The sequence below is a fragment of the Nocardiopsis dassonvillei subsp. dassonvillei DSM 43111 genome (assembly GCF_000092985.1).
Lineage (GTDB): Bacteria > Actinomycetota > Actinomycetes > Streptosporangiales > Streptosporangiaceae > Nocardiopsis > Nocardiopsis dassonvillei.
In genome coordinates this window covers 4515278-4539979 of record NC_014210.1, presented here as the reverse complement: position 1 = coordinate 4539979, position 24702 = coordinate 4515278, and the positions used below count along the sequence as shown (strand labels likewise).

16 protein-coding genes are annotated in these 24702 nt (G+C 74.1%); 10 read left to right on the top strand and 6 right to left on the bottom strand.

The window, feature by feature from the left end:
* The first annotated feature begins 73 nt into the window (after window positions 1-73).
* From NDAS_RS18690 to NDAS_RS18680, 3 genes are read left to right on the top strand one after another with little or no spacing between them, the layout of a single operon-like run.
* A complete protein-coding gene (locus tag NDAS_RS18690) occupies window positions 74-2122 on the top strand; it encodes a hypothetical protein (protein ID WP_013154781.1) in 2049 nt (682 codons plus the stop codon).
* A gap of 54 nt (window positions 2123-2176) precedes the next feature.
* A complete protein-coding gene (locus NDAS_RS18685) occupies window positions 2177-3112 on the top strand; it encodes a glycosyltransferase family 2 protein (protein ID WP_013154780.1) in 936 nt (311 codons plus the stop codon).
* Window positions 3109-4227 (top strand): glycosyltransferase family 4 protein, encoded by a 1119-nt coding sequence (locus NDAS_RS18680; RefSeq protein ID WP_013154779.1) that lies wholly within the window; start codon window positions 3109-3111, stop codon window positions 4225-4227. The genes NDAS_RS18685 and NDAS_RS18680 overlap by 4 nt, the downstream gene beginning before the upstream one ends.
* Before the next feature lie 251 nt (window positions 4228-4478).
* Here NDAS_RS18680 and NDAS_RS18675 read toward each other — a convergent pair whose 3' ends face one another.
* Window positions 4479-5435 carry a lysylphosphatidylglycerol synthase transmembrane domain-containing protein gene (locus NDAS_RS18675; RefSeq protein ID WP_013154778.1) on the bottom strand — a complete coding sequence of 319 codons (957 nt, stop codon included), beginning with the start codon at window positions 5433-5435 and terminating at the stop codon, window positions 4479-4481.
* 388 nt (window positions 5436-5823) lie between these two features.
* On the opposite strand from NDAS_RS18675, the gene NDAS_RS18665 reads away from it, so the two are divergent.
* Window positions 5824-8451 carry a bifunctional FO biosynthesis protein CofGH gene (locus NDAS_RS18665; RefSeq protein ID WP_013154776.1) on the top strand — a complete coding sequence of 876 codons (2628 nt, stop codon included), beginning with the start codon at window positions 5824-5826 and terminating at the stop codon, window positions 8449-8451.
* A gap of 150 nt (window positions 8452-8601) precedes the next feature.
* Here NDAS_RS18665 and NDAS_RS18660 read toward each other — a convergent pair whose 3' ends face one another.
* The 4 genes from NDAS_RS18660 to cofD form a co-directional block, all read right to left on the bottom strand.
* On the bottom strand, window positions 8602-9864 hold the full coding sequence (locus NDAS_RS18660) for a glycosyl hydrolase family 18 protein (RefSeq protein ID WP_013154775.1): 1263 nt from the start codon (window positions 9862-9864) through the stop codon (window positions 8602-8604).
* A 336-nt stretch (window positions 9865-10200) separates the two neighbouring features.
* Window positions 10201-11784 carry a Na+/H+ antiporter gene (locus NDAS_RS18655; RefSeq protein WP_013154774.1) on the bottom strand — a complete coding sequence of 528 codons (1584 nt, stop codon included), beginning with the start codon at window positions 11782-11784 and terminating at the stop codon, window positions 10201-10203.
* 266 nt (window positions 11785-12050) lie between these two features.
* Window positions 12051-13346, bottom strand: a complete 1296-nt coding sequence (locus tag NDAS_RS18650; RefSeq protein WP_013154773.1) for a coenzyme F420-0:L-glutamate ligase — start codon at window positions 13344-13346, stop codon at window positions 12051-12053.
* Window positions 13343-14332 carry a 2-phospho-L-lactate transferase gene (gene cofD / locus NDAS_RS18645; protein WP_013154772.1) on the bottom strand — a complete coding sequence of 330 codons (990 nt, stop codon included), beginning with the start codon at window positions 14330-14332 and terminating at the stop codon, window positions 13343-13345. The genes NDAS_RS18650 and cofD overlap by 4 nt, the downstream gene beginning before the upstream one ends.
* A 240-nt stretch (window positions 14333-14572) precedes the next feature.
* On the opposite strand from cofD, the gene NDAS_RS18640 reads away from it, so the two are divergent.
* The 4 genes from NDAS_RS18640 to NDAS_RS18625 all read left to right on the top strand — a co-directional run bounded on the left by NDAS_RS18640 (window position 14573) and on the right by NDAS_RS18625 (window position 22059).
* Complete coding sequence (locus NDAS_RS18640; protein WP_013154771.1) at window positions 14573-15811, top strand: hypothetical protein; 1239 nt, start codon at window positions 14573-14575, stop codon at window positions 15809-15811.
* Window positions 15812-16049: 238 nt separating this feature from the next.
* A complete protein-coding gene (locus tag NDAS_RS18635) occupies window positions 16050-16337 on the top strand; it encodes a WhiB family transcriptional regulator (RefSeq protein WP_013154770.1) in 288 nt (95 codons plus the stop codon).
* A gap of 418 nt (window positions 16338-16755) precedes the next feature.
* Window positions 16756-20169, top strand: coding sequence for a glycosyltransferase family 2 protein (locus tag NDAS_RS18630; RefSeq protein WP_013154769.1), 3414 nt, complete (start codon window positions 16756-16758; stop codon window positions 20167-20169).
* Window positions 20170-20415: 246 nt separating this feature from the next.
* Window positions 20416-22059 carry a DUF5719 family protein gene (locus tag NDAS_RS18625; protein WP_041553231.1) on the top strand — a complete coding sequence of 548 codons (1644 nt, stop codon included), beginning with the start codon at window positions 20416-20418 and terminating at the stop codon, window positions 22057-22059.
* A 59-nt stretch (window positions 22060-22118) separates the two neighbouring features.
* Here the strand turns inward: NDAS_RS18625 and NDAS_RS18620 are convergent, their stop codons facing one another.
* Window positions 22119-22514, bottom strand: coding sequence for a metallopeptidase family protein (locus NDAS_RS18620; RefSeq protein ID WP_013154767.1), 396 nt, complete (start codon window positions 22512-22514; stop codon window positions 22119-22121).
* A 271-nt stretch (window positions 22515-22785) separates the two neighbouring features.
* On the opposite strand from NDAS_RS18620, the gene NDAS_RS18615 reads away from it, so the two are divergent.
* Together NDAS_RS18615 and NDAS_RS18610 are read left to right on the top strand one after the other, a co-directional pair.
* Window positions 22786-23187 (top strand): DUF3499 domain-containing protein, encoded by a 402-nt coding sequence (locus NDAS_RS18615; RefSeq protein ID WP_026338144.1) that lies wholly within the window; start codon window positions 22786-22788, stop codon window positions 23185-23187.
* A 151-nt stretch (window positions 23188-23338) separates the two neighbouring features.
* Window positions 23339-24700, top strand: coding sequence for a phosphomannomutase/phosphoglucomutase (locus tag NDAS_RS18610; RefSeq protein WP_013154765.1), 1362 nt, complete (start codon window positions 23339-23341; stop codon window positions 24698-24700).
* Window positions 24701-24702 lie beyond the last annotated feature (2 nt).

Genomic DNA, 24702 nt, shown 5'->3' with positions numbered 1-24702 from the left:
GGGGTCCGCGCGGACCCCGCGCGCGAGCCGCCGCGGGTGTGCGTTGGTGCCGGGGAGCTGTCAGAGTTGCCCCATGCGCTTGCTCCCCGGACGGTTCCTCGCCCGTGCCACCGCGCTCCCCGCGATCGCCGTCTCGGCCTGGCTCCTGGTGGCCTTCCCCCTCCTGGCCCTGGGCTCCCTCACCCCGCTGACGGCAGCCGTCCTCGGAACGCCCGCCGTGCTCGCGGCCTGCCTCCTGGTGCCCCGGCTCATTCCGGACCCGCCCGATGGGGAGGACGCGCCCTGGTGGCCGGTCGCCCTCGTCGTGCTGATCACGGTCGCCTTCGCCGCCGTGCAGATCGCCTACCACGCCGAGGCCCTGGTCATCCGCCGCGACCCCGCCTCCTACGCCATGTACACGGCGTGGATCGCCGAGAACGGGTTCCTGCCCATCCCGCAGCAGCGCGAGCTGATCGCGGGCGACGACCCCTCGCTCAGCTACCAGAGCCTGGCCCACTACCAGCGCGGCGACGTCATCTGGCCGCAGTTCATGGCCGGTGCGCCCCTGGTGACCTCCATCGGCTACTGGCTGGGCGGGCTCGACGGGATGCTCGTCACGACGCCGGTCCTGGGCGCGCTGGGCGTGCTCACCTTCGCCGGGCTCACCGCGCGCCTGGTCGGGATCCGCTGGGCGCCCCTGGCCGCCCTGGTCCTGGCCGTGTGCCTGCCCCAGCAGTGGGTCAGCCGCTTCACCTACAGCGAGCCGGTCACCCAGATCCTGCTGCTGGGCGGCCTGGTCCTGGCCTACGACGCGCTCGCGCGGCGCACCCGGATCACCGACCGGTGGTCGGCCGCGCACACGCTGGCCGCCGTGGCGGGACTGGCGTTCGGCCTGGGGCTGGTGGTGCGCATCGACGCGATCCGCGACCTGCTGCCCGTGGTCGGGTTCGTCGGCCTGCTGCTGCTCGCCCGCCGGGGACAGGCCCTGCCGCTGCTGGGCGGGCTGGCCGCGGGCGTGGGGCTGGGCCTGTACGCCGGGTACGGGCTGTCCCTGCCCTACCTGGAGTACCTCTCCGACTCCCTCAACCCCCTGCTGCTCATCAGCGCCGTCGTCATCGCCGTCACCGTCGCGGCCACCGCCGCCCTGTGGCGCCACGGCGTTCCGCGCGTGGAACGCGTGCGCCGGCTGCCCGACGCGGTGGCCGCGCTCGCCCTGCTCGCCATGGTGCTGTTCGCCGTCCGCCCCCTGCTGTGGCCGGACCACGGGCACGGCAGCGACTTCACCGACGGCTGGGTCGCCTACGTCCAGCAGCGCGAGGGACTGCCCGTCGAGGGCAGCCGCACCTACTACGACATGAGCCTGTACTGGGTGGGCTGGTACGTGGGCCTGGCCACGGTCCTGTTCGCCTCGCTCGGCGTCGCCCACGTGCTGCGCCGCCTCTTCCAGCGGCGCGACCCCCAGTGGCTGCTGCCCGCCATGCTGCTGGTGTGGACGGTCGGCACCACCCTGCTGCGGCCCGCCATCACCCCCGACCACCCCTGGGCCAGCAGACGGCTGATCGCCCTGGTCATCCCGGCGTTCATCCTGTTCGCCGTCTGGTTCCTGGCCTGGCTCACCCGCTACTGCGCCGTCGCCGCCCACTCCGGTCGGAGCACGGCGGCGGCCCGCGCCCTCCCCGTCGTGGTCGCCGCCAGCGCCTCGGTGGCGCTGATCGTCCCCACCGCGGGCACGGCGGCCGGGATCATGGGGTACAGACAGGACGTCGGCACCGTCGCCGCCACGCACCGGCTCTGCGCGGCGCTGTCGGAGGACGCCTCGGTGGTCGTGGTCGACTCCGACACGGCCGGTAACTACATGCCGCTGCTGCGCAACGTCTGCGGGGTGCCCACCGCGTCCATGGACGAGCCGACCCCCGGGGACGTGGACCGCGTGGTCTCCGAGATCCACGAGCGCGACCGCGACGCCGTGCTCGCCGCCTCCGACTGGCAGGTCCTGGAGGACCTCACGGGCGGTGAGGCCGAGCCCGAGCGCCCCTTCCAGGTGAACGCCCGGATGGACCCGAGTACCCTCATGGAACCGCCGACCGGTTCCTGGGCCTTCAGGGGAAACGTGTGGGTGTCCGTGTTCCCCGACGGGGGATGAGCGCCCGGCCCGGCCCCTTCCCGAACCCGCCCCCATCCCGCCGAAGAAGAACCCATGAGCCACAGAAACGACGACGCACCCAGGCAGCACGGCGAGGACCAGCCGGTCCGCGTCACCATCGTGCTCCCCTGCTACAACGAGGAGACCCACGTCGTCGACGAGGTCAAACGGATCTGCGGCGCCATGGACGCCTCCGTGTACTCCTACGAGCTGCTGGCCGTGGACGACGCCTCCACCGACGCGACCCTGGCCCGGCTGCGCGAGGTGGAGCCCCTCTACCCGCACATGCGCGTCATCGCGTTCGGGCACAACGGCGGGTCGGGCACCGTCCGCCGGATCGGCAGCCAGCGGGCCCGCGGCGAGTTCGTCGTGTGGACCGACGCCGACATGAGCTACCCCAACGAGCGCATCCCCGAGCTGGTCGGCATGCTGGAGGAGGATCCCGAGACCGACCAGGTCGTGGGCGCGCGCACGCAGGAGATGGGCAGCCACAAGGCCCTGCGGGTGCCCGCCAAGTGGGTCATCCGCAAGATCGCCGAACGCCTCACCAACACCCGCATCCCCGACCTCAACTCGGGGCTGCGCGTGTTCCGCCGCGAGGTCGCCCGTCCCTACCTGCGGCTGCTGCCGCCCGGGTTCTCCTGCGTCACCACCATCACGCTGGCCTTCCTGTCCAACCAGCACCCGGTCAGGTACGTGCCGATCGAGTACGCCAAGCGCGCGGGCACGTCCAAGTTCCACTTCGTGGGCGACGCCTACCGCTACATCCTCCAGGTGCTGCGCATGGTGATGTACTTCAACCCGCTCAAGGTGCTCATGCCGCCCTCCCTGGTGCTGCTGGGGGTCGGCGCCGCCAAGTTCGTCTTCGACCAGGTGCGCAACCCGCTCTACATCCCCAACAACACCGTCATGATCCTCATGACGGGGCTGATCATCGCGGCGATCGCCCTGCTGGCCGACCTCATCGTGCGCTCCAGGGAGAGCGCGTGAGCCCGGCGGCGCGGGTGGCCCTGGTCGGGCCCGCCCACCCCTACAAGGGCGGCGGCGCCCGGCACACCACCGAGCTGGCGCACCGGCTGAGCGCGCTGGGCCACCCCACGGCCGTGGAGTCCTGGCGGGCGCAGTACCCGGCCGCCCTCTACCCCGGACAGCAGACCATCGAGGTCCCCGAGGGCGAGCCCTACCCCGGCACCCGCCACGAGCTGGCCTGGTACCGGCCGGACGGGTGGTGGCGGACGGGGCGGCGCCTGGCCCGCGAGGCCGACCTGGTGGTGCTCACCCTGTTCTCCCCGGTGCAGGTGCCCGCCTACCTCGGCGTCCTCGCCGGGGTGCGCTCCGTGCGGCGTTCCGGGGGCGCGCGGGTGGTGGCGCTGTGCCACAACGTGCTGCCCCACGAACGGCGTGCCGTGGACGTGTCCCTCGTGCGGGCCCTGCTGCGGCGGGTGGACGGCGTGGTCGCCCACTCGCCCGAGCAGGCGCGCCTGGCCGAGGGGCTCGGGGGCCCCGGGGCGCGGCGGCCCGTGGTCGCCCAGATGCCCCCGCACCTGCCCGAGACCGGCGGCGCGGTCGCCCCGGCGCCGGGGGAGCGGCGGCACCTGCTCTTCCTGGGCATCGTCCGCCCCTACAAGGGGGTGGACCTGCTGCTGCGCGCCCTGGCCGACGGAGCGCCCGGGGACGTGGCGCTCACCGTGGCCGGGGAGTTCTGGGGCGGCACAGCGGAGCTGGAGGAACTGGCCGCCGGGCTGGGGATCGCCGACCGGGTGCGGCTGCGGGACGGGTACGTCCCCGCCGCCGAGCTGCCGGAGCTGTTCGCCTCGGCCGACGCGGTGGTGCTGCCCTACCGCACCGCCACCGCCACCCAGAACGTGTGGCTGGCGCACGAGCACGGGATTCCGGTGGTGGCCACCCGGGCCGGGACCCTCCCCGACCACGTGCGCGAGGGGGTCGACGGCCTGCTGTGCGCGCCGGGCGACGCCGCCGACCTGGCCCGCGCGCTGGGGGAGTTCTACGCGCCGGGGGAGCCCGAGCGGCTGCGCGCCGGGGTCCGCCCGGTGGAGACCGAGCCGTACTGGCGGGCCTACACCGAGCGGTTGCTCGGGGCCTGAGGGCCTCCGGCGCCGGAGGCGGGAGTGCACGGCGCCCACGGGGACGCCACCAGAGCGGTCTCCCCGTAGGCCAGCTCCCCCGGGCGCTCAGGAGCAGGGCGTCGCGGTCGTCCTCGGACAGGTGCGCCAGAGCGGCGGCCGGGTCGCGGGCGAGCGCGGTGGTGCCCCCAGCGCCGCCACGATCCCGGCCGCCGCCCCCGCCCCGGGCCCACCGCCTCCGCGGGACCGGCCGGGGAACGGGACGACGCCCGTCAGGGACGCGGTCCGGGCACGGCCTCCGGTCCCGGCACGGCACGCCGGGACAGCAGCACCGACAACCCCGCCCAGGCCACGTCCGCCACGGTCATCACCAGCCGCGACAGCACCGCCACCACTAGCGCGGCCCCGGCGTCCACCACCGGTGACAGCGCCACCACCAGCACCGCCTCGCGCACCCCCAGGCCCGCCGGGGCGAACACCACCAGCAGCCCCAGCGTCCACGCCAGCGCGTAGGCGCCCACCGCCGGACCGAGCGACCGCAGCGCCTCGCCGCCCACCGCCCAGGTCAGCAGCCACACGTGCAGGCCCAGGGGCACCCACGCCACCAGGGTCCACCCCACGGCCGCGGCCATGGACCTCCCGCGCACGTCCAGGGGCCCGGCCTCGGCGACCTCGCGGAACCGGGCGAAGGGGCGGGCCGCCAGCCGGATCCCCCAGCCGACCACGCGCGGGTGCAGCGCGGCGAGCAGCACGGGCGCCAGCGCCAGCGCCCACCACCAGCGGCGGGCAGCCTCCGCCGACGACAGCGGCAGGGCCACCGCCGCGACCGCCAGACCGGCCGCGACCGTCACCCCCACCGCGAGCAGGGTCGCCGCCGCACCGCGCGTGCGCGGCACGTTCCAGTCCCGGGCCAGCTCCACCTGGGCCACGAAGGCCCACACCGAACCCGGCAGGTACTTGCCGAGCTGTCCCACGAACATGACGCGGGCCGCCGTGCGGCGGGGCAGGGGGGAGCCCATCCCGGCCAGCAGCGCACGCCAGGCGAGCATCTGCGCGGTGAGCCCCGCCATGCCCGTCAGCGCCGCCGCGGGCAGCACCCACAGGGGCAGCGCCGCCGCGGCGTCCCGGGCCTGTGCCCAGTTCGCGCGCAGGGCCAGTCCCACGCACACGCACACCACCAGCAACAGCGCCAACCGCACCCACGGGCTACTGCGCAGCCGACTCAGCACGTGGCCTCCCTCCCGTACGTGCCGACCCTACGCCGCCCGCGCACCCGCCGGCCCCCCGTGGACGTTGCGGACAGAGGCCCGCCCACGCCGCAGTGCCCAGCCCCGCGGACGTACCGGACCGGCACCTGCGTCCGTGTCTCGCGCTCCGCCTCCCGGCCGCTGCGGGCGTTCCGGCCCAGCGGGTCCGTCCACGCCGTCCCAGCCATCGTGGACTCCCGGACCAGTGGCCCACAACGTGCACTCCTGAACCACAGCCCCCACCACGCCCCGAGGCCCCTCCCGCACTCCCGACCAGCGGTGGAACCCGGCGGTGACGCCCCGCACACATCCGGTGCCACCGGTGGTGCGTCCGCGCGCGCGAAAGGAGCGGGGCGTAGGGTTGCGCCCTATGAGTGGTGCGAACGACCCGGCCCCCGTCCCCTCCCCGACCCCGTCCGCCATGCGCAGGGCCCTGGCCCGCGCCCGGGACGGCAAGACCCTCGACGTCACCGAGGCAGAGGTACTCCTGCACGCCAGGGGCGAGGACCTGGACATCCTCCTCGAACACGCCGGAAGGGTGCGCGACGCCGGGCTGGAGGCCGCGGGCCGCCCCGGGGTCGTCACCTACAGCCGCAAGGTGTTCGTCCCCCTGACCCGCCTGTGCCGCGACCGCTGCCACTACTGCACGTTCGCCACGGTGCCCGGCCGCCTCGACGCCCCGTTCCTGTCGCCCGACGAGGTCCTGGACATCGCCCGGCGGGGCGCCGGGATGGGCTGCAAGGAGGCCCTGTTCACGCTCGGCGACCGGCCCGAGGACCGCTGGAAGCAGGCCGCCGAGTGGCTCAACGCCCACGGCTACGACGACACCCTGTCCTACGTGCGGGCCATGGCCATCATGGTGCTGGAGGAGACCGGCCTGCTCCCGCACCTGAACCCGGGCGTGCTCACCTGGGCCGACCTCCAGCGCCTCAAGCCCGTCGCCCCCTCCATGGGGATGATGCTGGAGACCACCTCCACCCGGCTGTTCACCGAGAAGGGCCAGGCCCACTACGGCAGCCCGGACAAGGACCCGGCGGTACGGCTGCGCGTGCTGGAGGACGCCGGGCGCTCCAGCGTCCCCTTCACCACCGGCATCCTCCTGGGCATCGGTGAGAACACCGCCGAGCGCGCCGAGTCGATCTTCGCGATGCGCGGCGCCTCGCGGCGCTACGGCGGCGTCCAGGAGGTCATCGTGCAGAACTTCCGCGCCAAGCCCGCGACCGCGATGATGCACCGGCCCGACGCCGAACGCGAGGAGATGGCCGCCGCCATCGCCGTCACCCGCCTGGTCATGGGGCCCAGGGCGCACGTGCAGGCGCCGCCCAACCTCATCGGCGCCGAGCACGGGGGCGTGGACGAGTACGGGCTGATGCTGCGCGCGGGGATCGACGACTGGGGCGGGGTCTCCCCGCTCACCCCCGACCACGTCAACCCGGAGCGGCCCTGGCCGCAGATCGACGACCTCGCCGCGCGCACCGCCGCCCACGGCTTCGCCCTGCGCGAGCGGCTCACCGTCTACCCCGAGTACGTCCTGGCCGGGGAGCCCTGGCTGGACCCGCGCGTGGCCGGGCACGTGGCCGCCCTCGCCGACCCCGAGACCGGCCTGGCCCGCGAGGACGCGCCCGTGGTGGGCCGCCCCTGGCAGGAGCCCGAGGCGGTGCTGGTCTCCTCCGGCCGCACCGACCTGCACACGGGGATCGACGCCGAGGGGCGCACCGCCGACCGCCGCGGCGACTTCGACGCCGTCTACGGGGACTGGGACGAGCTGCGCTCCGGCGTGGACCGCGAGGGGGCCGTGCCGCGCAGGTTCGACCCCGACATCGCGGCGGCCCTGCGCAGCGCCGAGTCCGACCCCGCGGGGCTGTCCGACGACGCGGCGCTCGCCCTGCTGCACGCCGACGGGGCCGAGCTGGAGGCGCTGACCGACCTGGCCGACCGGGTGCGCCGGGACGCGGTCGGCGACGACGTCACCTACGTCGTGACCAGGAACATCAACTTCACCAACGTCTGCTACACCGGCTGCCGCTTCTGCGCGTTCGCCCAGCGCCGCACCGACGCCGACGCCTACACGCTCTCCCTGGAGCAGGTCGCCGACCGCGCCGAGGAGGCCTGGAAGGCCGGGGCGACCGAGGTGTGCATGCAGGGCGGCATCCACCCGGACCTGCCCGGCACCGCCTACTTCGACATCGCCGCCGCCGTGCGCGAGCGCGTCCCGGACATGCACGTCCACGCGTTCAGCCCGATGGAGGTGGTCAACGGGGCGGCGCGCACCAACCTGCCGGTCCGCGAGTGGCTGCTGCGCGCCCGCGAGGCCGGGCTCGGCTCCGTGCCGGGCACCGCCGCCGAGATCCTCGACGACGAGGTCCGCTGGATCCTCACCAAGGGCAAGCTGCCCGCGGCCGAGTGGATCGACGTCATCACGTCCGCGCACGACCTGGGCATCCCCACCACGTCCACGATGATGTACGGGCACGTGGACTCGCCCAGGCACTGGGTGGCGCACATCAAGCTGCTGCGCTCCCTCCAGGAGCGGTCGGTGGAGCGCAACGGCCGCCGGGGGTTCACCGAGTTCGTCCTGCTGCCGTTCGTGCACACCAACGCGCCCATCTACCTGGCCGGGCTGGCCCGCACCGGGCCGACGGTCCGGGAGAACCGCGCCGTGCACGCCCTGGCCCGCCTGCTGCTGCACGGGCACATCGACAACATCCAGTGCTCGTGGGTCAAGCTCGCCGAGGACACCTGCCGCCAGCTGCTCTCGGGCGGGGTGAACGACGTCGGCGGCACCCTGATGGAGGAGACCATCAGCCGGATGGCCGGGTCGGGCCAGGGGTCGTTCAAGACCATCAGCGACATCCGCGCCCTGGTCGAGCCGACGGGCCGCCCCGTCCGCCAGCGCACCACGACCTACGGTCCGGTGCCGCAGGAGCGCCAGCGCGCGGCCGAGGCCAGCGACGGCGTGGCCCCCAGCGTCCGGCGCCCCTCGCTGCCGCTGGTCTAGACGCCGGAGGAGGGGGTGAAGCGCCGGGGGACGGCGCTTCACCCCCTCCTCGTGGGGGCCGGCGGCCCGTCACCCGTGGGGAGCGTGTGACGGGCCGCCGGGGAGCCGCGTGTGACGGAAGGGGTGGGGGCCCTCCCACGCGGCCTCGGGTCAGCAGGTGCCGACGAGCCTCCAGACGCCCCACTCGCCGGTGGTGCCCGGCTCCTCGCCGCGGGTCCACCACTGGGCGCGGTACTCCGAGCCCTCGTGGGAGACCACGTCGCCGCCGGTGTAGACGCTGTCGGCCGTCCAGGCCGCGGCGGTGCAGTCGCCGGGCTGCTCGGTGGGCTCCTCGGTCGGCTCCTCGGTGGGCCCGCCGCCGTTGCCGGGGCCGGTGGCCAGGCCCGCCGAGATGGTCTCGGCGAAGGCGTAGCCGCTGGTGGCGTCCCAGTTGATGGACCAGGTCATCACACCGCCGATGGGGCCGTACGGGGCGGCGGGGGAGAAGGAGCCGCAGTCGGTCCCGGCCTCCAGGCAGTCCAGGGCGCGCACGACCTGGCCGGGCGCCATGTACCCGCCCCCGGCGGCGGACTGCACGGCGGGCAGCCCGAGGCCCACCTGGTCCGGGCTCAGCCCCATCTCCAGCTGGATGCAGGCCAGCGCGGCGACGAAATCCGGGGTGCCCTGGTGGTACACCTGGTCGTCGCACCCCAGCATCGAGCCGGAGTTGTAGTACTGCATGTTGACGATGGTGAGGATGTCGGAGATGTCCGACGCCAGCTTGTAGTACTCCCGGTCGGGGCTCTGGAAGTCGATGGTCTGCGGCGCCATCGTGATGATCAGGTCCGACCCGGCCCGGCCGCTCAGGTCGTGCAGGGCCTGGGACATGTACTGCGCGTTGATGCCGTGCTCCAGGTCGATGTCGACCCCGTCGAAGCCGTAGTCCTGCATCAGCTGGTACACGGTGTCGGCGAAGTTGCCCGCCTGGGTGGCGTTGGTGACGTCCACGTGGCCGCGCTCGCCGCCCACGGAGATGATGACCTTGCGGCCCTCGGCCTGGATGGCCGCGATGTCGTCGCGGAACTGCTGGTCGGTGTAGCCGCCCAGCTCGCCGCTGGCCAGGTTGAACGTGATTCCGCCGTCGAGGGTGGGGTGGTTGTCGGCGAAGGCGACGGCCACCAGGTTGTACTCGGAGGGGATCTCCGACAGCGGCATCACGGTGGAGCCGTTGTTGAAGTTGTGCCAGTACCCGGTGAGCCACTGGCCGGTCTGCTGGACCTGGGCTGAGTCGCTGTCGGACACGGTCTCGACCTCGGCGGGAGCGGGGGAGAGCTGGCTGAAACCGGCGAGGAGTCCGGCGGTCAGGAGGGCGAGGGCGCCGGTCAGCGCGGCCTTCGCGGCCCTGGGGGCCTTCCTGAGGCGGTGTTCGGGCATCGGGGGTTGCTCCTGTCGTCGAGCGGGGGTGACGAAGGGGCTCTGTGAGCCGCTAATTGTTAGGAAACTTTAAAGTTGTCACGCGGCTGCGTCAACGAAAACGGTAAGGAAAGTTTGTAGTTTTTCTGGGAGCCTCAGCGCTTTCCTCAAGCCCCAAAAGCCTCTTCAGTACCAGGAGGGACGACCGACGCGTCCACCGCTCGTCACAGTCCGTGCTCGCCCGCGCGGACGTTCGCGCCCCGCGGGCTCTGGTTCCCACACATTCACACGCGGCGTGCGCAGCGGTCCCGGAGGCCCCGCCCCCCACGGAGAAGGCGGCCCCGGCCGCCCCGCGACTCACGAACCGTACGGACCCGCCCCCGTGTCCCGGATGTCCAGGTCCCGGCTCATCTCCTGGAACACGGCGTGGTCGATGTCGCCCTCCCGGTACATCGACACCAGCGCGTCCCTGCGCGCCTGCGTGATCTGCGCGTGCACGGCCCTGCCGCTGTCCACCCGTTCACGCGCCCGCCCGTCCGCGGCGTCCATCAGCCCCCGCACCTGCGAGACGCGCCGCGTGTACACCGCGCGCAGCGAGTCGGCGGTGCGGTCGTCCACCTCGCCCTCCCGCAGCAGCTCGTCCACCTTGCTCAGCGCCGCGCAGCTCATCTGCTCGTCCGCCCGCAGGAACTCCATCCGCCGCGCGCCCTCGCGCGCCATGCCCAGCTTGCGCAGCAGCAGTGGCAGCGTCATCCCCTGCCCCACCAGCGTCCCGAGCACCACGACCCCCGCCACGAACACCAGCGCGCCCCGCTCGGTGAACGGCTCGCCGCCCAGCGCAGCGGGCAGGGACAGGGCTATCGCCAGCGACACCGCCCCGCGCATCCCGCTCCACCCGACGACCAACCGCTCCCGCAGGTCGGCGCCCTCCAGTTTCGAGAACGGCGGGATCCGGTGCAGCGGGATCACCACCAGCATCAGCCCCATGCGCAGGGCGACCGCCGTGGCCGTCGTCGCCAGCGCCACCCACACCAGGTCCAGGAAGGCGAACTGGTCCCGCACCGCCGTGACCACCGAGTCCAGCTGCAACCCCAGCACCACGAACAGCATCGACTCCAACAGCCCCACGAGGGCGCCCCAGATCGTCTGCCCGTTCACCCGCACCCGCGGCGGCAGCAGCCCCTCACCGCGCGTGCCCAGGTAGAAACCGGCGACCACCGCCGCCAGCACCCCGGAGAACCCCGCCATCTCCGCCGGGATGTAGGCCGCGAACGGCGTGATCAGCACGACCATCAGCTGGAGGGACGGATCCCGCATGCGGGTCCGCGACCACGACACCGCCAGGGCCACCACGGCGCCGTAGACCAGGCCGCCCGCCACGACCTTCACCAGCTCGACCAGGCCCTCCTCGGGCGTGAGCGGGTGCACCATGGCGGTCACGGCCAGGCTGAACAGGGTCAGCGCGACCCCGTCGTTGATGAGGGACTCGCCCTCCAGGAGGGTCAGCACCCGGCGCGGGGTGCCCACCCGCTTGAGGATCGCCGAGGCCGCCACGGCGTCCGTCGGCGCGACGGCGGCGCCCAGGGCGATCGCCGCGGGCCACCCCACCGACGGCATCAGCAGGTGGACGATCCCCGCCAGGCCGAAGGCCGTCAGCAGCGTCACCCCCACCGCCATCACCACGATGGGGCGCGCCAGCTCGCGCATGTCCTTGGGCGAGGAGAAGAACGCGGCGTTGTAGATCAGCGGGGGCAGGAACACCAGCAGGATGACCTGGGGGGAGATCGACAGCGAGTGCAGCCAGGGCACGAGCCCCAGGAGCATGCCCAGCAGCACCAGCACGACCGCGCCCGGCACCCGCAGCCGCCCCGCGACCAGTCGGCCGAAGATCACCGCGACCACGATCACCAGCGTGGCGACCACGTACTCCTCGACGGACACTCCGCACCTCCCCGCCGGCCCCCGCACGCACCAGCATGGCGCTGCCGGGCCCGCCGGTCGCCCTGACGCGCCGGTCGCCGGGGGAGAGGCCCCGGCGACCACCGCGTCACCGGCCGGAGGGGGCGCCGGCCGACGCGTCGCGACCGGTGCCGCCCAGTGTGGTCCCGCACCCGCGGCGGGTCGGGACCGTCCGACCCCGCCACAGGTACGGGACCGACACGAAGGAGGTCCCCTGGTCCACGTCGGCGACGGTCGCGGCCGGTCCGCTAACGCACGGCGACGAAGTCCTCCGGGTCGCGCGGCGGCCTCTCCTTCGGCGCCTCGGCCGCGTGCCCCACGGCCACCGCGCCCATCGGCCGCCACTCCTCGGGCACCTCCAGCACCTCGCGCACCACGTCCGCGCAGAACATGGTCGAGGAGACCCAGGCCGACCCCAGCCCCTCCACGGCCAGCCCCACCAGCAGGTTCTGCACCCCGGCGCCCATCGCCACCAGGAACATCGACCGCTCGGCGTCGGCCCGGCGCGCGTCCGGGTAGGGGTGCGCCCCGTCGGCCACCAGGAAGGGCACCACCAGGTACGGCGCGCCGCGCAGCACGTCGCCGCGCCGCGTGCGCCGGGCGATCTGCTCCTCGCTGAACCCGTCACCGCGCAGGTCCGCCACCCACGCCGCGAGCATCGCGTCCAGCAGCCGCTTGCGCGTGTGCGCCGACTCCACCAGCACGAAGCGCCACGGCGTGGTGTGGTGCGGCGCGGGGGCCGTCACCGCCGCGGCCACCGCCCGCCGCACCGCCGCCGGATCCACCGGCGCGTCGGTGAACGAGCGCACCGTCCGCCGGGCCGGGACCACGTCCCGCGACCCGTACCGGAACAGGTCGGCCTCGGGCGTGCGGATCAGCACCGCCGCCCCAGGACCGTCCTCCTCGGTGACCAGGCCGCCCAGGCCGCTGACCACCGCGACCGGGACACCGTTCGTCTTGCCCTTGACCAGTTCGCCCGCGCCGGCGATCTCGTCGGCCACCGCGTTGACGGTCGCCTCCATGAGGTTGCCGTGGGTGTCGGCGGTGCCGCGCAGGTCCTGCACGGCGGACAGCCCGGCGGCGCCGATGGCCACGTCGGTCTGCCCGATCCGCCACGGCCGCCCGAAGGTGTCGGACACGATCACACCGACGTTCACGCCCAGGCGCTCGCGCAGCCCGGCGCGCAGCGCGCGGGCGGAGGCGTCGGAGTCCTCGGGCAGCAGCAGCACGGTGCCGGGCTCGACGTTGGAGGCGTCCACCCCCGCGGCGGCCATGACCAGCCCCTGCCGGGTCTGCATGATCCCGGTCCTGCCCGTGCGGGCCACCACCCGGACGGTTTCGGAGGCGACGGCCTCCTCCCGGTCCATACGGCGGGCGCGGCCCTCGGCCTTGCTCACGATCTTGGAGGTGACCACGAGGATGTCCCCGTCGGCCAGCGCGGTCCCGGAGGCGGCCACCGCCTCGGCGACCAGGGCCGACAGGTCGTCGCCCGACCGCACCTCGGGGATGCCGCCGAGCCCGCGCACGCGCAGTTCGGTGCTCACTCGCCGCCTCCCCGCCTCTGCGCCAGCTCCACGGCCAGGTCCACGGCCGCCCGTGCGAGCGCCTCGGTGGCGGCGGGGTCGCTCATGTACAGGGGACGCGAGCGCACCTCGATCCCCTCCACCTCGGTGCCCGCGTCGGCCTCGTCCACCAGCCAGCCGTCCAGCAGGTCGGCGCCCAGGTGCGCGGCGACCGCGCCCGCGCTGGTCTCCACCCCGATCGCGGTCAGGCAGGCGTCGGCCATGCCGCGCACCGGCGCTCCGCCGATGATGGGGGAGACGCCCACCACGGTCTTGGCCACCATGGCCTCGCGGATCCCGGGGACGCCCAGGACGGAGCCCACGCTGACCACCGGGTTGGACGGGGGCAGGATCACGGCGTCGGCATCGGCGATCGCCTCCAGCACACCGGGTGCGGGCTTGGCCGTCTCGGCGCCGACGCTGACGATCTGTTCGGCGGGCAGCGCCGCGCGGTGCCGGATCCACCACTCCTGGAAGTGGATGGCCCGGCGCCCCCCGCCGTCGTCGACGACCACGTGCGTCTCGACCTGGTCGTCGGTCATCGGCAGCAGCCGCACGCCCGGGCGCCAGCGGTCGCACAGCGCCTCGGTGACCGCCGAGAGGGGGAATCCGGCGGCGAGCATCTGCGTCCGCACGATGTGGGTGGCGGTGTCGCGGTCGCCCAGACCGAACCAGGTGGGCTTCATGCCGTAGGCGGCGAGCTCCTCCTTGACGGTGAAGGACTCGTCGGTCCGGCCCCAGCCCTGCTCCTCGTTGATCCCCCCGCCGAGGGTGTACATCACCGTGTCCAGGTCCGGACAGATTCTCAGCCCGAACAGGGTGATGTCGTCACCGGTGTTGCCGATGACGGTGACGCTGCTGTCTGTGGTGTGCTCTTCGGTGGCCGACGCCACGGTTCCGAGCGCCGCCCTGAGGCCGCGGAGGAACCGCGCGCCGCCGATACCGCCAGCCGGTACGACTATCCGCATGCGTCCAAGTCTGGCAGTCTGGGGGCGTGTATGGGTCGTCTGCCCCGCCGTGGGCATGATCCGTGTGTGACCGTTCCGGTATCGGAGATCCGTGAACTCCGTGGCCGCGGTCGCCATCCCACTCTTCGGCCCCGCCCGGTGTCCCCACATCCATGCCCGGACGCGGTCGATCCACACGTGACAGCCCGACGCCGTTCCCAACGACCCGACGGCGAAGCAGCAGTAGATGGGGAACCTCTCTTGAAGAACGAAACGCTAGAACGCCTGCGCCTTCCGGGGGCCTGGGTCCTGCTTGCAGCCGCGGGCGTGCTCATGCTCTCCGGACTCATCCAGGTGATCGTCCGATCCAGCGGCTGGCGCTCGGAGACGTCCTTCGCCTCGGCCATGTACGACGCGGGCTCCGCCAACTTCTTCGGTGTGACCATCACGATCCTGGTCGCCGTCGCCGTGGCCCTCGTGCTGACCAGCGAAAGGACCAGGGCGGGCGCCTCCCCGGTCGTGCTGACCGCGATGATCATCACCGGTGTGGGCCTGCTGTTCTGCCTGATCACGGTGATCTGCGGCTTCATCGACGCGATCAACATCGGCCACGGCTTCGCCCGGATGCTGGGGACCGTCGCCCAGGGCGCGGTGCTCGGCATCTTCGGCTTCGCCGCGCTCAAGGCCTTCAACGACCCCACCCTGGTCCCCAGGGTGGTGCGGCCGCAGAACGCCTACCCGCAGCAGTTCCCGCCCGCCACCGGCGCGCAGCAGTCCTTCGCCCAGCCGGCCTACCCGGGCCAGCCCGCCGACCCCGCCCAGCAGTACGGCGTGGACCCCGCGCAGCAGGCCTACGGCCAGCAGTACGGGACCGATCCCGTCCAGCAGCAGTACGGGACCGGCGCCCAGCAGGCCTACGGCCAGCAGTACGGCACCGACGCCCCGGCCCAGCAGTACGGGACCGACCCCGTGCAGCAGCAGTACGGCACGGGCGCCCAGCAGGCCTACGGCCAGCAGTACGGCACCGACGCCTCCGGGCAGCAGCCCGTCCAGCAGGGCTACGACGCCTCCCAGCAGTACGGCCAGCAGTACGGGGCGGACCCCGCGCAGCAGGCCTACGGCCAGCAGTACGGCACCGACGCCCCGGGCCAGCAGGCCGCCTACGGCCAGCCGGGCGAGTACGCCTACGACCCGTCCCAGTACGCCCCGCAGAGCACCGAGCAGCAGCCCGCCTCCGGCGAGCAGGCCGCCCAGGACGCGATCCAGTACGGCTGGTACCAGGGCGCTGACCAGGGGCAGCAGGCGCAGGACACCCCCGCCGACAGCAATCTTGATCCTTTCTTTAACTCCGGTGAGAACAACGGCAACCAGACGCCCGGCCAGGGCGGCGGATCGTACGGAGGGCAGTACGGAGCGGGCACCGGATACGGCTCTGACCAGCAGGGACAGGGCGGAACCGGTGACCAGCAGGGGTGGTACGGCGGCGAGGACAAGCGCTGACCCGGCTCCGTCGGCCCGCGCTCCCCACCGCCTCGGAAGGTCGTGAATTGCGTGGTAATCCGCAGAACGGACATCACCGGGCTGCCGTTGGCGGTTCGTTACATGATATTCAGTGGATTACCACGCAGGGCGCTTGACTCTCAGCAAGCGACCCACGTGTAATTTCAAGGTGGGATTCCACCCGGCCCGGGGGACGAAAAGGGCCGGGGACATCTATGGGGGGCAACAGGAGGTGCGCATGAGCGAGGTCATCCCGCTGGCGCACGGCTCGGATGAGGATCTGGGCTGGCAGGAGCGTGCCCTGTGCGCGCAGACCGACCCGGAGGCGTTCTTCCCCGAGAAGGGCGGCTCGACGCGGGAAGCCAAGAAGGTCTGCCAGTCGTGCGAGGTACGCGCGGAGTGCCTGGAATACGCGCTGGAGCACGATGAGCGCTTCGGCATCTGGGGGGGACTCTCCGAACGCGAGCGCCGCAGGCTGAAGAAAGCCGCCGGGGGAGATTTCGATTTCCTGGCGGAGATGCTGTAGGGCCGCGTGTGAGACGCGCGTCCGGGCCGCGAGCCCGGGCGCGCGTTTTTCATGTTCGGCCCCTTCCCCGGCGCACGGCGATTGTGTCCGCGGCCCGGCCGGGGGCTGTAATGCCCGGATATGCCGGTCCCTATTCGGATGTGTGTTCGAATGGAGCCTTCCCGTCGCGGTGTGAATGCTCCGATATGGTCGGCCGCAGCGGCGTGTGACGAATAGGCCCGTAATGGTGGCGGGTGGCGTAGGGTGATGTCCCGCGCGGGCCCTGTCCGGCCCCACGAGGTCACGAGGGCCGCGGTCGGCCGTGACGTCCCGCGCGCGGACCGCGTCCGGAGCGCGGTCGCGCCCGTCGGCCCCGCCCGGCCGGACCCGCGGACCCGATCGGGGCCGCGCCCCCTCCCGGAGAGAACCCACCACAGCCGTGCCTGACCAGGATTTCGCCCGACACGTCGTCACCGCGGTCATCGTCTCCCACGACGGCTCCCGCTGGCTGCCCGAGACGATGCAGGCGCTGCGCGGCCAGTCCTGGCCCGTGCAGCGGGCCGTCGCCGCCGACACCGGCAGCACCGACGACAGCGCCGAGGTCCTGGCCCGGTTCCTGCCCGCCGACGCCGTCGTGGAGCTGCCCGCCGACACCGGGTACGGCGACGCCGTCCGCGCCGCCCTGGAACTGCCGCGCTCCACCAGCGCCGTACGCGGCTTCGATGAGGACGCCACCGAGTGGATCTGGCTCATCCACGACGACCTCACCCCGGACCGGGACGCCCTCGCCCACCTGCTGGACGCCGCCGACCAGGACCCCCGCGCCGCCGTCCTGGGCCCCAAGCTGCGCGATTGGTTCGACCGCCGCCTCCTGGTGGAGGCGGGCGTGACCATCGACGGCGCGGGCCGCCGCGAGACCGGCCTGGAGCAGCGCGAGTTCGACCACGGCCAGCACGACGGCACACGCCAGGTCCTGGCGGTCTCCAGCGCGGGCATGCTCGTGCGCCGCGACGTGTGGGACCGCCTCGGCGGCTTCGACCCCTCCCTGCCGCTGTTCCGCGACGACATCGACTTCTGCTGGCGGGTGGGCGGCGCCGGACTGCGCGCCGTCCTCGTCACCGACGCGGTCGCCTACCACGCCGAGGCCTCCGCCCGGCGCCGCCGGCCCATCTCCGCCACCCGCAACCACCCGCGCCGGGTGGACCGCCGCCACGCCGTCTTCGTGCTGCTGGCCAACCTGCCCCTGGGCGGCATGGTGGCCGCGCTGCTGCGCAACTCCGTGGCCTCGCTGCTGCGGGTGGTGGGGTACCTGCTCATCAAGCAGCCCGCCAACGCCCTGGACGAGGCCGCCGCGATCACCCTGGTCTACCTGCGGCCGCTCCGGCTGATGCGCGCCCGCTTCCGGCGCCGCCGCGACCGCCGCCGCACCTACAGCGCCATCCGGCCCTTCCTCGCGCGCGGCGTGGCCATGCGCCAGGTCCACGACGTGCTCACCGGGATCCTGTCCGGGGAGCCCGTGCGCAACACCCCCGGCCGTCACCAGGCCGTCACCGCGCCGCCCGCCGCCGAGGACGAGGACGAGATCCCCACGGACACCGCCGGCTTCGTGCGCAGCGTGCTCCTGCGGCCCGGGGTGCTGCTGGTCCTGGCCCTGGCCGCGGTGGCCCTCGTCGCCGAGCGCTCCCTGCTCCTGGGCGACCTCCTGGCGGGCGGCGCCCTGCCCCCGGTCGCGGGCGGCGCGGGCGACCTGTGGAACCTGTACCTGTCCGGCAGCCCCGACAGCGGGCTCGGCGCGGCCGACCCCGTCCCGCCCTACGTCGGACTGCTCGCCCTGCTGTCCACGCTCACCCTGGGCAAGCCCTGGCTGGCCGTCACGATCGTCCTGCTGGGCTGCGTGCCCCTGTCCGGGCTGACCGCCTACCTGCTCGCCCGCGAGGTGCTGGGCTTTCGCCCCGCACGCCTGTGGACGGCCGCGGCCTACGCGCTGCTGCCGGCGGCCACCGGCGCGGTCGCCCAGGGCCGCCTGGGCACCGCCCTGGTCCACGTCCTGCTGCCGGTGCTGGGACTGCTGCTGGTGCGGCTGGTGTCGATGCCGCCCAAGCCCTCGCGCCGAGCGGCCTGGGGAGTGGGCCTGGTCCTGACGGTCGCCACCGCGTTCGTGCCGATGGTGTGGCTCCTGTCGCTGGTCACCGGCGTGCTGGTGGCCGTCGCCTTCGGCCACCTCGGCCGCCGGATCTACGTCAGCGTCGCGCTGGGCCTGGCCGTCCCGCTCGTGCTGCTGATGCCGTGGACGCTCGAACTGCTCCTGCACCCCAGCCTGTGGCTGCTGGAGGCGGGACTGCACCGCCCCGAGCTGTCGGCGCCGGGCCCGACCCCGCAGGAACTGCTCATGCTCTCGCCGGGCGGCCCCGGGACACCGCCGTTCTGGGTCACGGCCGGGTTCGCCGTGGCCGCGCTGTGCTCCCTGCTGCTGCTCCGCAACCGGATGCTGGCCGCGGCGGGGTGGTCGCTCGCCCTGTTCGGGATCCTCGTGGCCGTCCTGACCAGCCGGGTGGTCGTCGAGCCCTACTACGGCGGCCCCCCGGCGCCGGTCTGGCCCGGGGTCGCCCTGACCTTCGCCGCCACGGCGGTGCTGCTGTCGGCGGCGACCGCCGCGCGCTCCTTCGGCGACATGGTGCGCCTGGGCGGGCCCAGGCGGGTCTTCGCGCTCGCCGTGGGACTGCTCGCCCTGGCGACCCCCGTCTGCGCCGCGGGCGTGTGGATGTGGGAGGGCGTGCGGGGGCCGGTCACCGCGCACGCCGAACCCGTCGTCCCCGGCGCGCTGACCGGGGCCGGGACCGTCGAGGGCGGCGGGTCCGACGGGGCGGGGACCCGGCCGCGCACCCTCGTGGTCACCGCCGACGGTGAGGGCGGCGTGGACTACCTGGTCGTGCGCGGACGCGAACCCCGTCTGGGCGAGGAGCACCTCGTGCCCGAGAGCGGGATCCGCGGGGCGATGGACCGGGCCGTGGCCGAACTCACCGTCGGCCAGGGCGGCGACCAGATGTACACCCTGGCCGACTTCGGCATCCAGTACGTGCTCTACCCGCGCCCGCGGATCAGCGGGCCCGCCGACGTCACCATGGTCGACACCCTGGACGGCACACCGGGGCTGGAGCGGCAGTCGCTGTCGCGCCACTACGCGCTCTGGCGGCTGGCCGCCCCCACCGGCGCGCTGCGGGTGGTCTCCGAGGACGGCGTCGAAGCCGAGGTCCTCGCGGTGCGCGGGGACGCGGACGAGGTGAGCGCCCCGGTCCCCGAGGGCGGCACCGGGCGGCGGCTCGCCCTGGCCGAGGCCGCAGACAGCGGCTGGCGCGCCAGCCTGGACGGCGTCGAACTGGACCCCGTCCCCACCCAGAACGGAACCCAGGCCTGGGCGCTGCCCGTGGAGGGCGGCGACCTGCGCGTCTGGCACACCGACTACGTCCACGCGGCCTGGCTGCTCACGCAGGGGGTCCTGCTCACGGTGGTCGCGGTCCTCGCCGCGCCGGGTGTGCGGACCGAGGAGGAGGCGCGGCTGATCGAGGCCACGCCCACACCCCGCCCGCGGCGGCCGGAGCGGCTGCGGCGCTCGGGGAGGTCCCGGGCGTCCTCGCGCCGGGGCTCACGCGCCAGGCCCGGCCGGTCGCGGCCCGGCGGTGAGGACCCCGGCGTGCGCGCGGACGGGGACGCCGGAGCGGACGCGCCGGAGGACGGCGTCCCGCCCGGTTCCGCGTCCGAGGAGGACACCGGCACGCTGCCCGCCGTGCGGGGCGGGGGCCGCCGCCGGGGCACCCGCGGCGTGCGCAGGGGGGAGCGGCGCCGTGGCCGGTGACCGCGGGAGGAGAGCGCGCCGGGGGAGCCCGGAGGGCGGTGTGCGGACGGCGGCCCCGCGGCCGGGGGCGACGGGGGAGCGCCCGGGGCCGTCGCCGGTCCCGGGAACGGCGTACCCGGCAACGGCGGCCCCGGGAACGGTGTGCCGGGCGGGGGCGCCGCGCCGGGGATCAGCAGACGAGGACACCGGGACGGCCGGGCCGACCAGGCCCGCCAGGCGTCCGGCACCGAGCGGGAGGACCAGACCGTGCGACTGATCGTGGAGAACAGGTTCGCGCTGTTCGGGCTGGTCTCGCTGGCTTTGGCCGCGCTGTTCGGCGTCGCGTTCGCGACCGGGCCGATCACCGCGGAGCTGGGCGTCACCGCCCCCGGGACCGTGCGGCCCGACCACGCGGTGCGGGTGTGCCCCGCCCCGCACGAGTCGGGGGACAGCTCCGTGGCCGCGTTCGCTCCGAGGGTGAGCCGCGACGACGAGGGCGAGCTGTGGGCCGAGTCGGTTCCCGAGGCCCCCGAGGAGGACGCCGAGGACACCGGGGACGACGAGACCGGTGGGGACGGCGGGAACGAGGAGGACTCCGGGAACGGTGAGGCCGGTGGGGGCGGCGGCGCGGACGGTGCCCGGGGCGGCACCGTCGGCGAGGAGCTGACCGAGCCCGGCCGCGTGTGGAACACCGACACCGCCGGGACCGAAGCCCCCACCGCCGTGCGCGCCGAGGGCTCCCTGGCCTCCGGACTCGACACCGCCCAGACCACCCTCTCCGACGGCTCGGCCACCGAGGTCCGCTGCCTCGAACCCTCCGTCGGAACCTGGTTCGCCCTCCCCGGAGGCGACGGCATCGAGGGCATGCGACTCGACGCGCTCACCGTGCACCTGGCCAACCCCGAGGACTCCCGGGCCACGGTCAGCGTGGACGTCTACACCGAGGGCGGCCCCTCCTCCTCCGAGGAGAGCAGGGGCATCGCCCTGCCCGCGGGGACGGCGACCGAGCTGGACCTGACCGGACTGGTCGGCGGAACCAGCGCCGTCGGAGTCCACGTGCGCACGAGCACGGGACGGGTCGCGGCCTCCCTGCTCGCCGAGCACTCCTCCGGCACCGCCGACTGGGTCCCGCCCACGGCCGCGCCCGCCCGGGAGCACGTGATCCCCGGCGTTCCCGGCGGCGACGGCCGTCGCCGCCTGCACGTGGCCGCGCCGGGCGACGAGCCCGTCCAGGTGCGCGTGTACACCGTCACCCCGGCCCCGGAGGCCGGGACGGACGAGACGCGGGAGGAGGACGGGGAGGCGCAGGGCGCCACCGCCGACGACCCGCTGACCTTCAGCGTGCCCCCGGCCGCCTCCGCCTGGCTCAGCCTGGAGACCGTCCTGGCCGGGGAGCCCGGCGCGGTCGTGGTGCGGGCGGACGCGCCCGTGGTCGCCGGTGTCGCCGCCGAGGCGGTGACCGGGGAGGGGGACGACGTCGAGGTGGTCGAGGCGGCCCACACCTCCGCGGTGCCGCCGCTCGGCTTCCCGCTGGACACCACCGCGGTCCTGCCCGACGTCCCCGAGGGCGCCGACACCGAGCTGCTCCTGACCGCCGTCGGGGGCGACGCCACCCTCATGGCCACCCCCATCGGCGCCGACGCCACCCAGGGCGACGCCGTGCGCGTGCGGGTCGCCGCCGGGACCACCACCGTGTTCGGCGGGGACGACGGCTGGCAGGCGCCTCCGGGCACCGCGCCCGAGGACGGCTACGCGGTCCGCCTGGAGGTCCTGGACGGTTCCGAGCCCGTCCACGTCGCCCGCGTGCTGCGCGGCGGCGGGGACGGGCTGGGTGTGCTGCCGGTGACGCCCGCGCCGGTGCGGATAGAACTCCCGGTGGTACGCGACAGCATGGTGGGGGCGGTCCCCTAGCCGAGCTGGCCGGGGGCCGACGCGTCCGGGCGGCCCCGACGGGTCCCGGGCCGGCCCGGTCAGCCCTCGGGGTCCACCGACTCCGGTTCCACGCCGAGCAGGTTGGCGACCTCCTCGACGACCGTCTCGTGGACGAGGAGGGCCATCTCCTCCGGATCCTTCGTCCGGATCTCCACCGGACGCCGGTACACCACGATTCTGGCCCGGCCGGAGGGATCGGTCTCCAGGCGGGAGAAGGGGATCGCCTCGGTCAGGGGGCCGCGGGGCTCGACAGGGGGGACGTCCTCCACGAGGAAGTCGACATTGGCCAGCTCCCGCGCCCACAGGCGTTCGAGGCGTTCGACGGCGTCCAGGACAAGGTCGTCGAAGGCCTGCGCCCGGCTACGGAAAACCGGCAGGTCAGAGGGCACGAGAGGACCGCGGATGCCTCGGCCGCGGCGGTCCCGGCGCCGCACTCGGTCTGGTTGGCCACTGGAAAGGCGCACTCGTCGCACACTTCGAGACTAAGCCATCGCGGGCCCCGCGCGTAGTCCCTCCCGAGGCGAAAGCGCTCACTCGCCCGAGGAACGGGCCGCCGGACGGTGACGGGGGGCGGGTCGGAGGGGGTGCGCCGACCCCCTGGAGAGCGTCGGAGGGCGGCGCGCGGAGCCCGCGGACGAGCGCGAACGGGCCAGCTCATGGAACGATGCTGGCGTGTCCCTCAGTAAAGGCATACAGTCGAACGCTGTGAGCCCTGTTCGACGCTGCTCCCGTACCGCCTGCAGACAGCCTGCCGTCTTCACGCTCACGTACGTCTACGCGGACTCGACGGCCGTCCTCGGCCCGCTCGCCGCCTACGTGGAACCGCACTGCTACGACCTCTGCGCCGTGCACGCCGACCGGCTGACGGCACCGCGCGGCTGGGAGGTCGTCCGACTCCCGGTCGAGACGACGGGCGGCGGCCCGGGCAGCGACGACCTGGAGGCCCTCGCCGACGCCGTACGTGAGGCGGCCCGCCCGCCTGCCCGCAAGGACCCCTCCGACGAGATCGGCGAGGGGACCGGGACGCTGCGCCGGGGGCACCTGCGCGTGGTCAGATCCGATCCGGGGCGCGGCGAACAGCAGCCCCCCCGGCACTCCGGCGGGTAGACGACGCCGCCCCCGCCGCGGCGGGGAGCCGGCCCGGGCCCGAACCGGCGGTGGTGCGGGGGTTCACGGGGACGCCTTGCTAGTTTTGTACCGCGCGCGGCCCGGCCGCGCGGGACCGAACCCAAGCAGGACCGACCTGGCCGGAGAAGACGTGGCTGACCTCGCAAGCATCTTCAAGGCATACGACGTGCGGGGCGTGATCCCCGACACCTTCAACGCCGACATCGCGCGGGCGATCGGAGCGGCCTTCGCCCGTGTGGTCGGCGGGGAGGCCGTGGTGGTCTCCCACGACATGCGCCCCTCCTCGCCCGAGCTGGCCACCGCCTTCGCCGAGGGCGTCACCGGCCAGGGCCTGGACGTGGTCTTCGCCGGGCTCGGCTCCACCGACCTGCTCTACTACGGCTCGGGCCACCTGGACCTGCCCGGCGCCATGTTCACCGCCAGCCACAACCCCGCCGAGTACAACGGCATCAAGATGTGCCGGGCCGGAGCCGCGCCCATCAGCGGCGAGACGGGCCTGGACGAGATCCGCCGCCTGGCCGAGGAGATCCTGGAGGGGGGAGCGCCCGCCCACGACGGCCCCGCGGGAACGGTCACGCACCGCGACCTGCTGGCGGGGTACGCGGACTACCTGCGCGAACTGGTCGACCTCTCGGGCATCCGCCCGCTCAGGGTCGCGGTGGACGCGGGCAACGGCATGGGCGGCCACACGGTCCCCGCCGTCCTGGAGGGCCTGCCGCTGGAGGTCGTCCCCCTCTACTTCGAGCTGGACGGCACCTTCCCCAACCACCCGGCCAACCCCCTGGACCCCGACAACCTGGTGGACCTCCAGGCGAAGGTCCGCGAGACCGGCGCCGACATCGGCCTGGCCTTCGACGGGGACGCCGACCGCTGCTTCGTCGTGGACGAGAACGGCGACGCCGTTCCGCCCTCGGCCGTCACCGCCCTGGTGGCCGCCCAGGAGCTGGAGCGCGAGCCGGGCGCCACGATCATCCACAACCTCATCACCTCCAAGGCCGTGCCCGAGATCGTCCGCGAGAACGGCGGCAAGCCCGTCCGCACCCGGGTCGGGCACTCCTTCATCAAGGCCACCATGGCCGAGACGGGCGCGATCTTCGGCGGGGAGCACTCCGCCCACTACTACTTCCGCGACTTCTGGCGCGCCGACACCGGTATGCTCGCCGCGATGCACGTCCTGCGGGTGCTGGGCAACGACGACCGCCCCCTCTCCCGAATCGCCGAGGCCTACTCGCGCTACGCCGGGTCCGGGGAGGTCAACTCCAAGGTCGCCGACGCCCCCGGGCGGATGGCCGCGGTACGCGAGGTCTTCGCCGGGCGGGACGGCGTCACCGTCGACGAACTCGACGGCCTGACCGTCTCCCTCCCCGACGGGTCGTGGTTCAACGTGCGCGCCTCCAACACCGAACCGCTGCTGCGGCTCAACGTCGAGGCCCCCGACGAGGCGTCCATGGCCGGTCTGCGCGACGAGGTCCTGGCCATCGTCCGCGCCTGACC

Coding starts and splice junctions, on each gene's coding strand:
- NDAS_RS18685 (WP_013154780.1), top strand. CDS start 2,177: ATGAGCCACAGAAACGACGACGCACCCAGGCAGCACGGCGAGGACCAG.
- NDAS_RS18665 (WP_013154776.1), top strand. CDS start 5,824: ATGAGTGGTGCGAACGACCCGGCCCCCGTCCCCTCCCCGACCCCGTCC.
- NDAS_RS18635 (WP_013154770.1), top strand. CDS start 16,050: ATGAGCGAGGTCATCCCGCTGGCGCACGGCTCGGATGAGGATCTGGGC.
- NDAS_RS18690 (WP_013154781.1), top strand. CDS start 74: ATGCGCTTGCTCCCCGGACGGTTCCTCGCCCGTGCCACCGCGCTCCCC.
- NDAS_RS18660 (WP_013154775.1), bottom strand. CDS start 9,864: ATGCCCGAACACCGCCTCAGGAAGGCCCCCAGGGCCGCGAAGGCCGCG.
- cofD (WP_013154772.1), bottom strand. CDS start 14,332: ATGCGGATAGTCGTACCGGCTGGCGGTATCGGCGGCGCGCGGTTCCTC.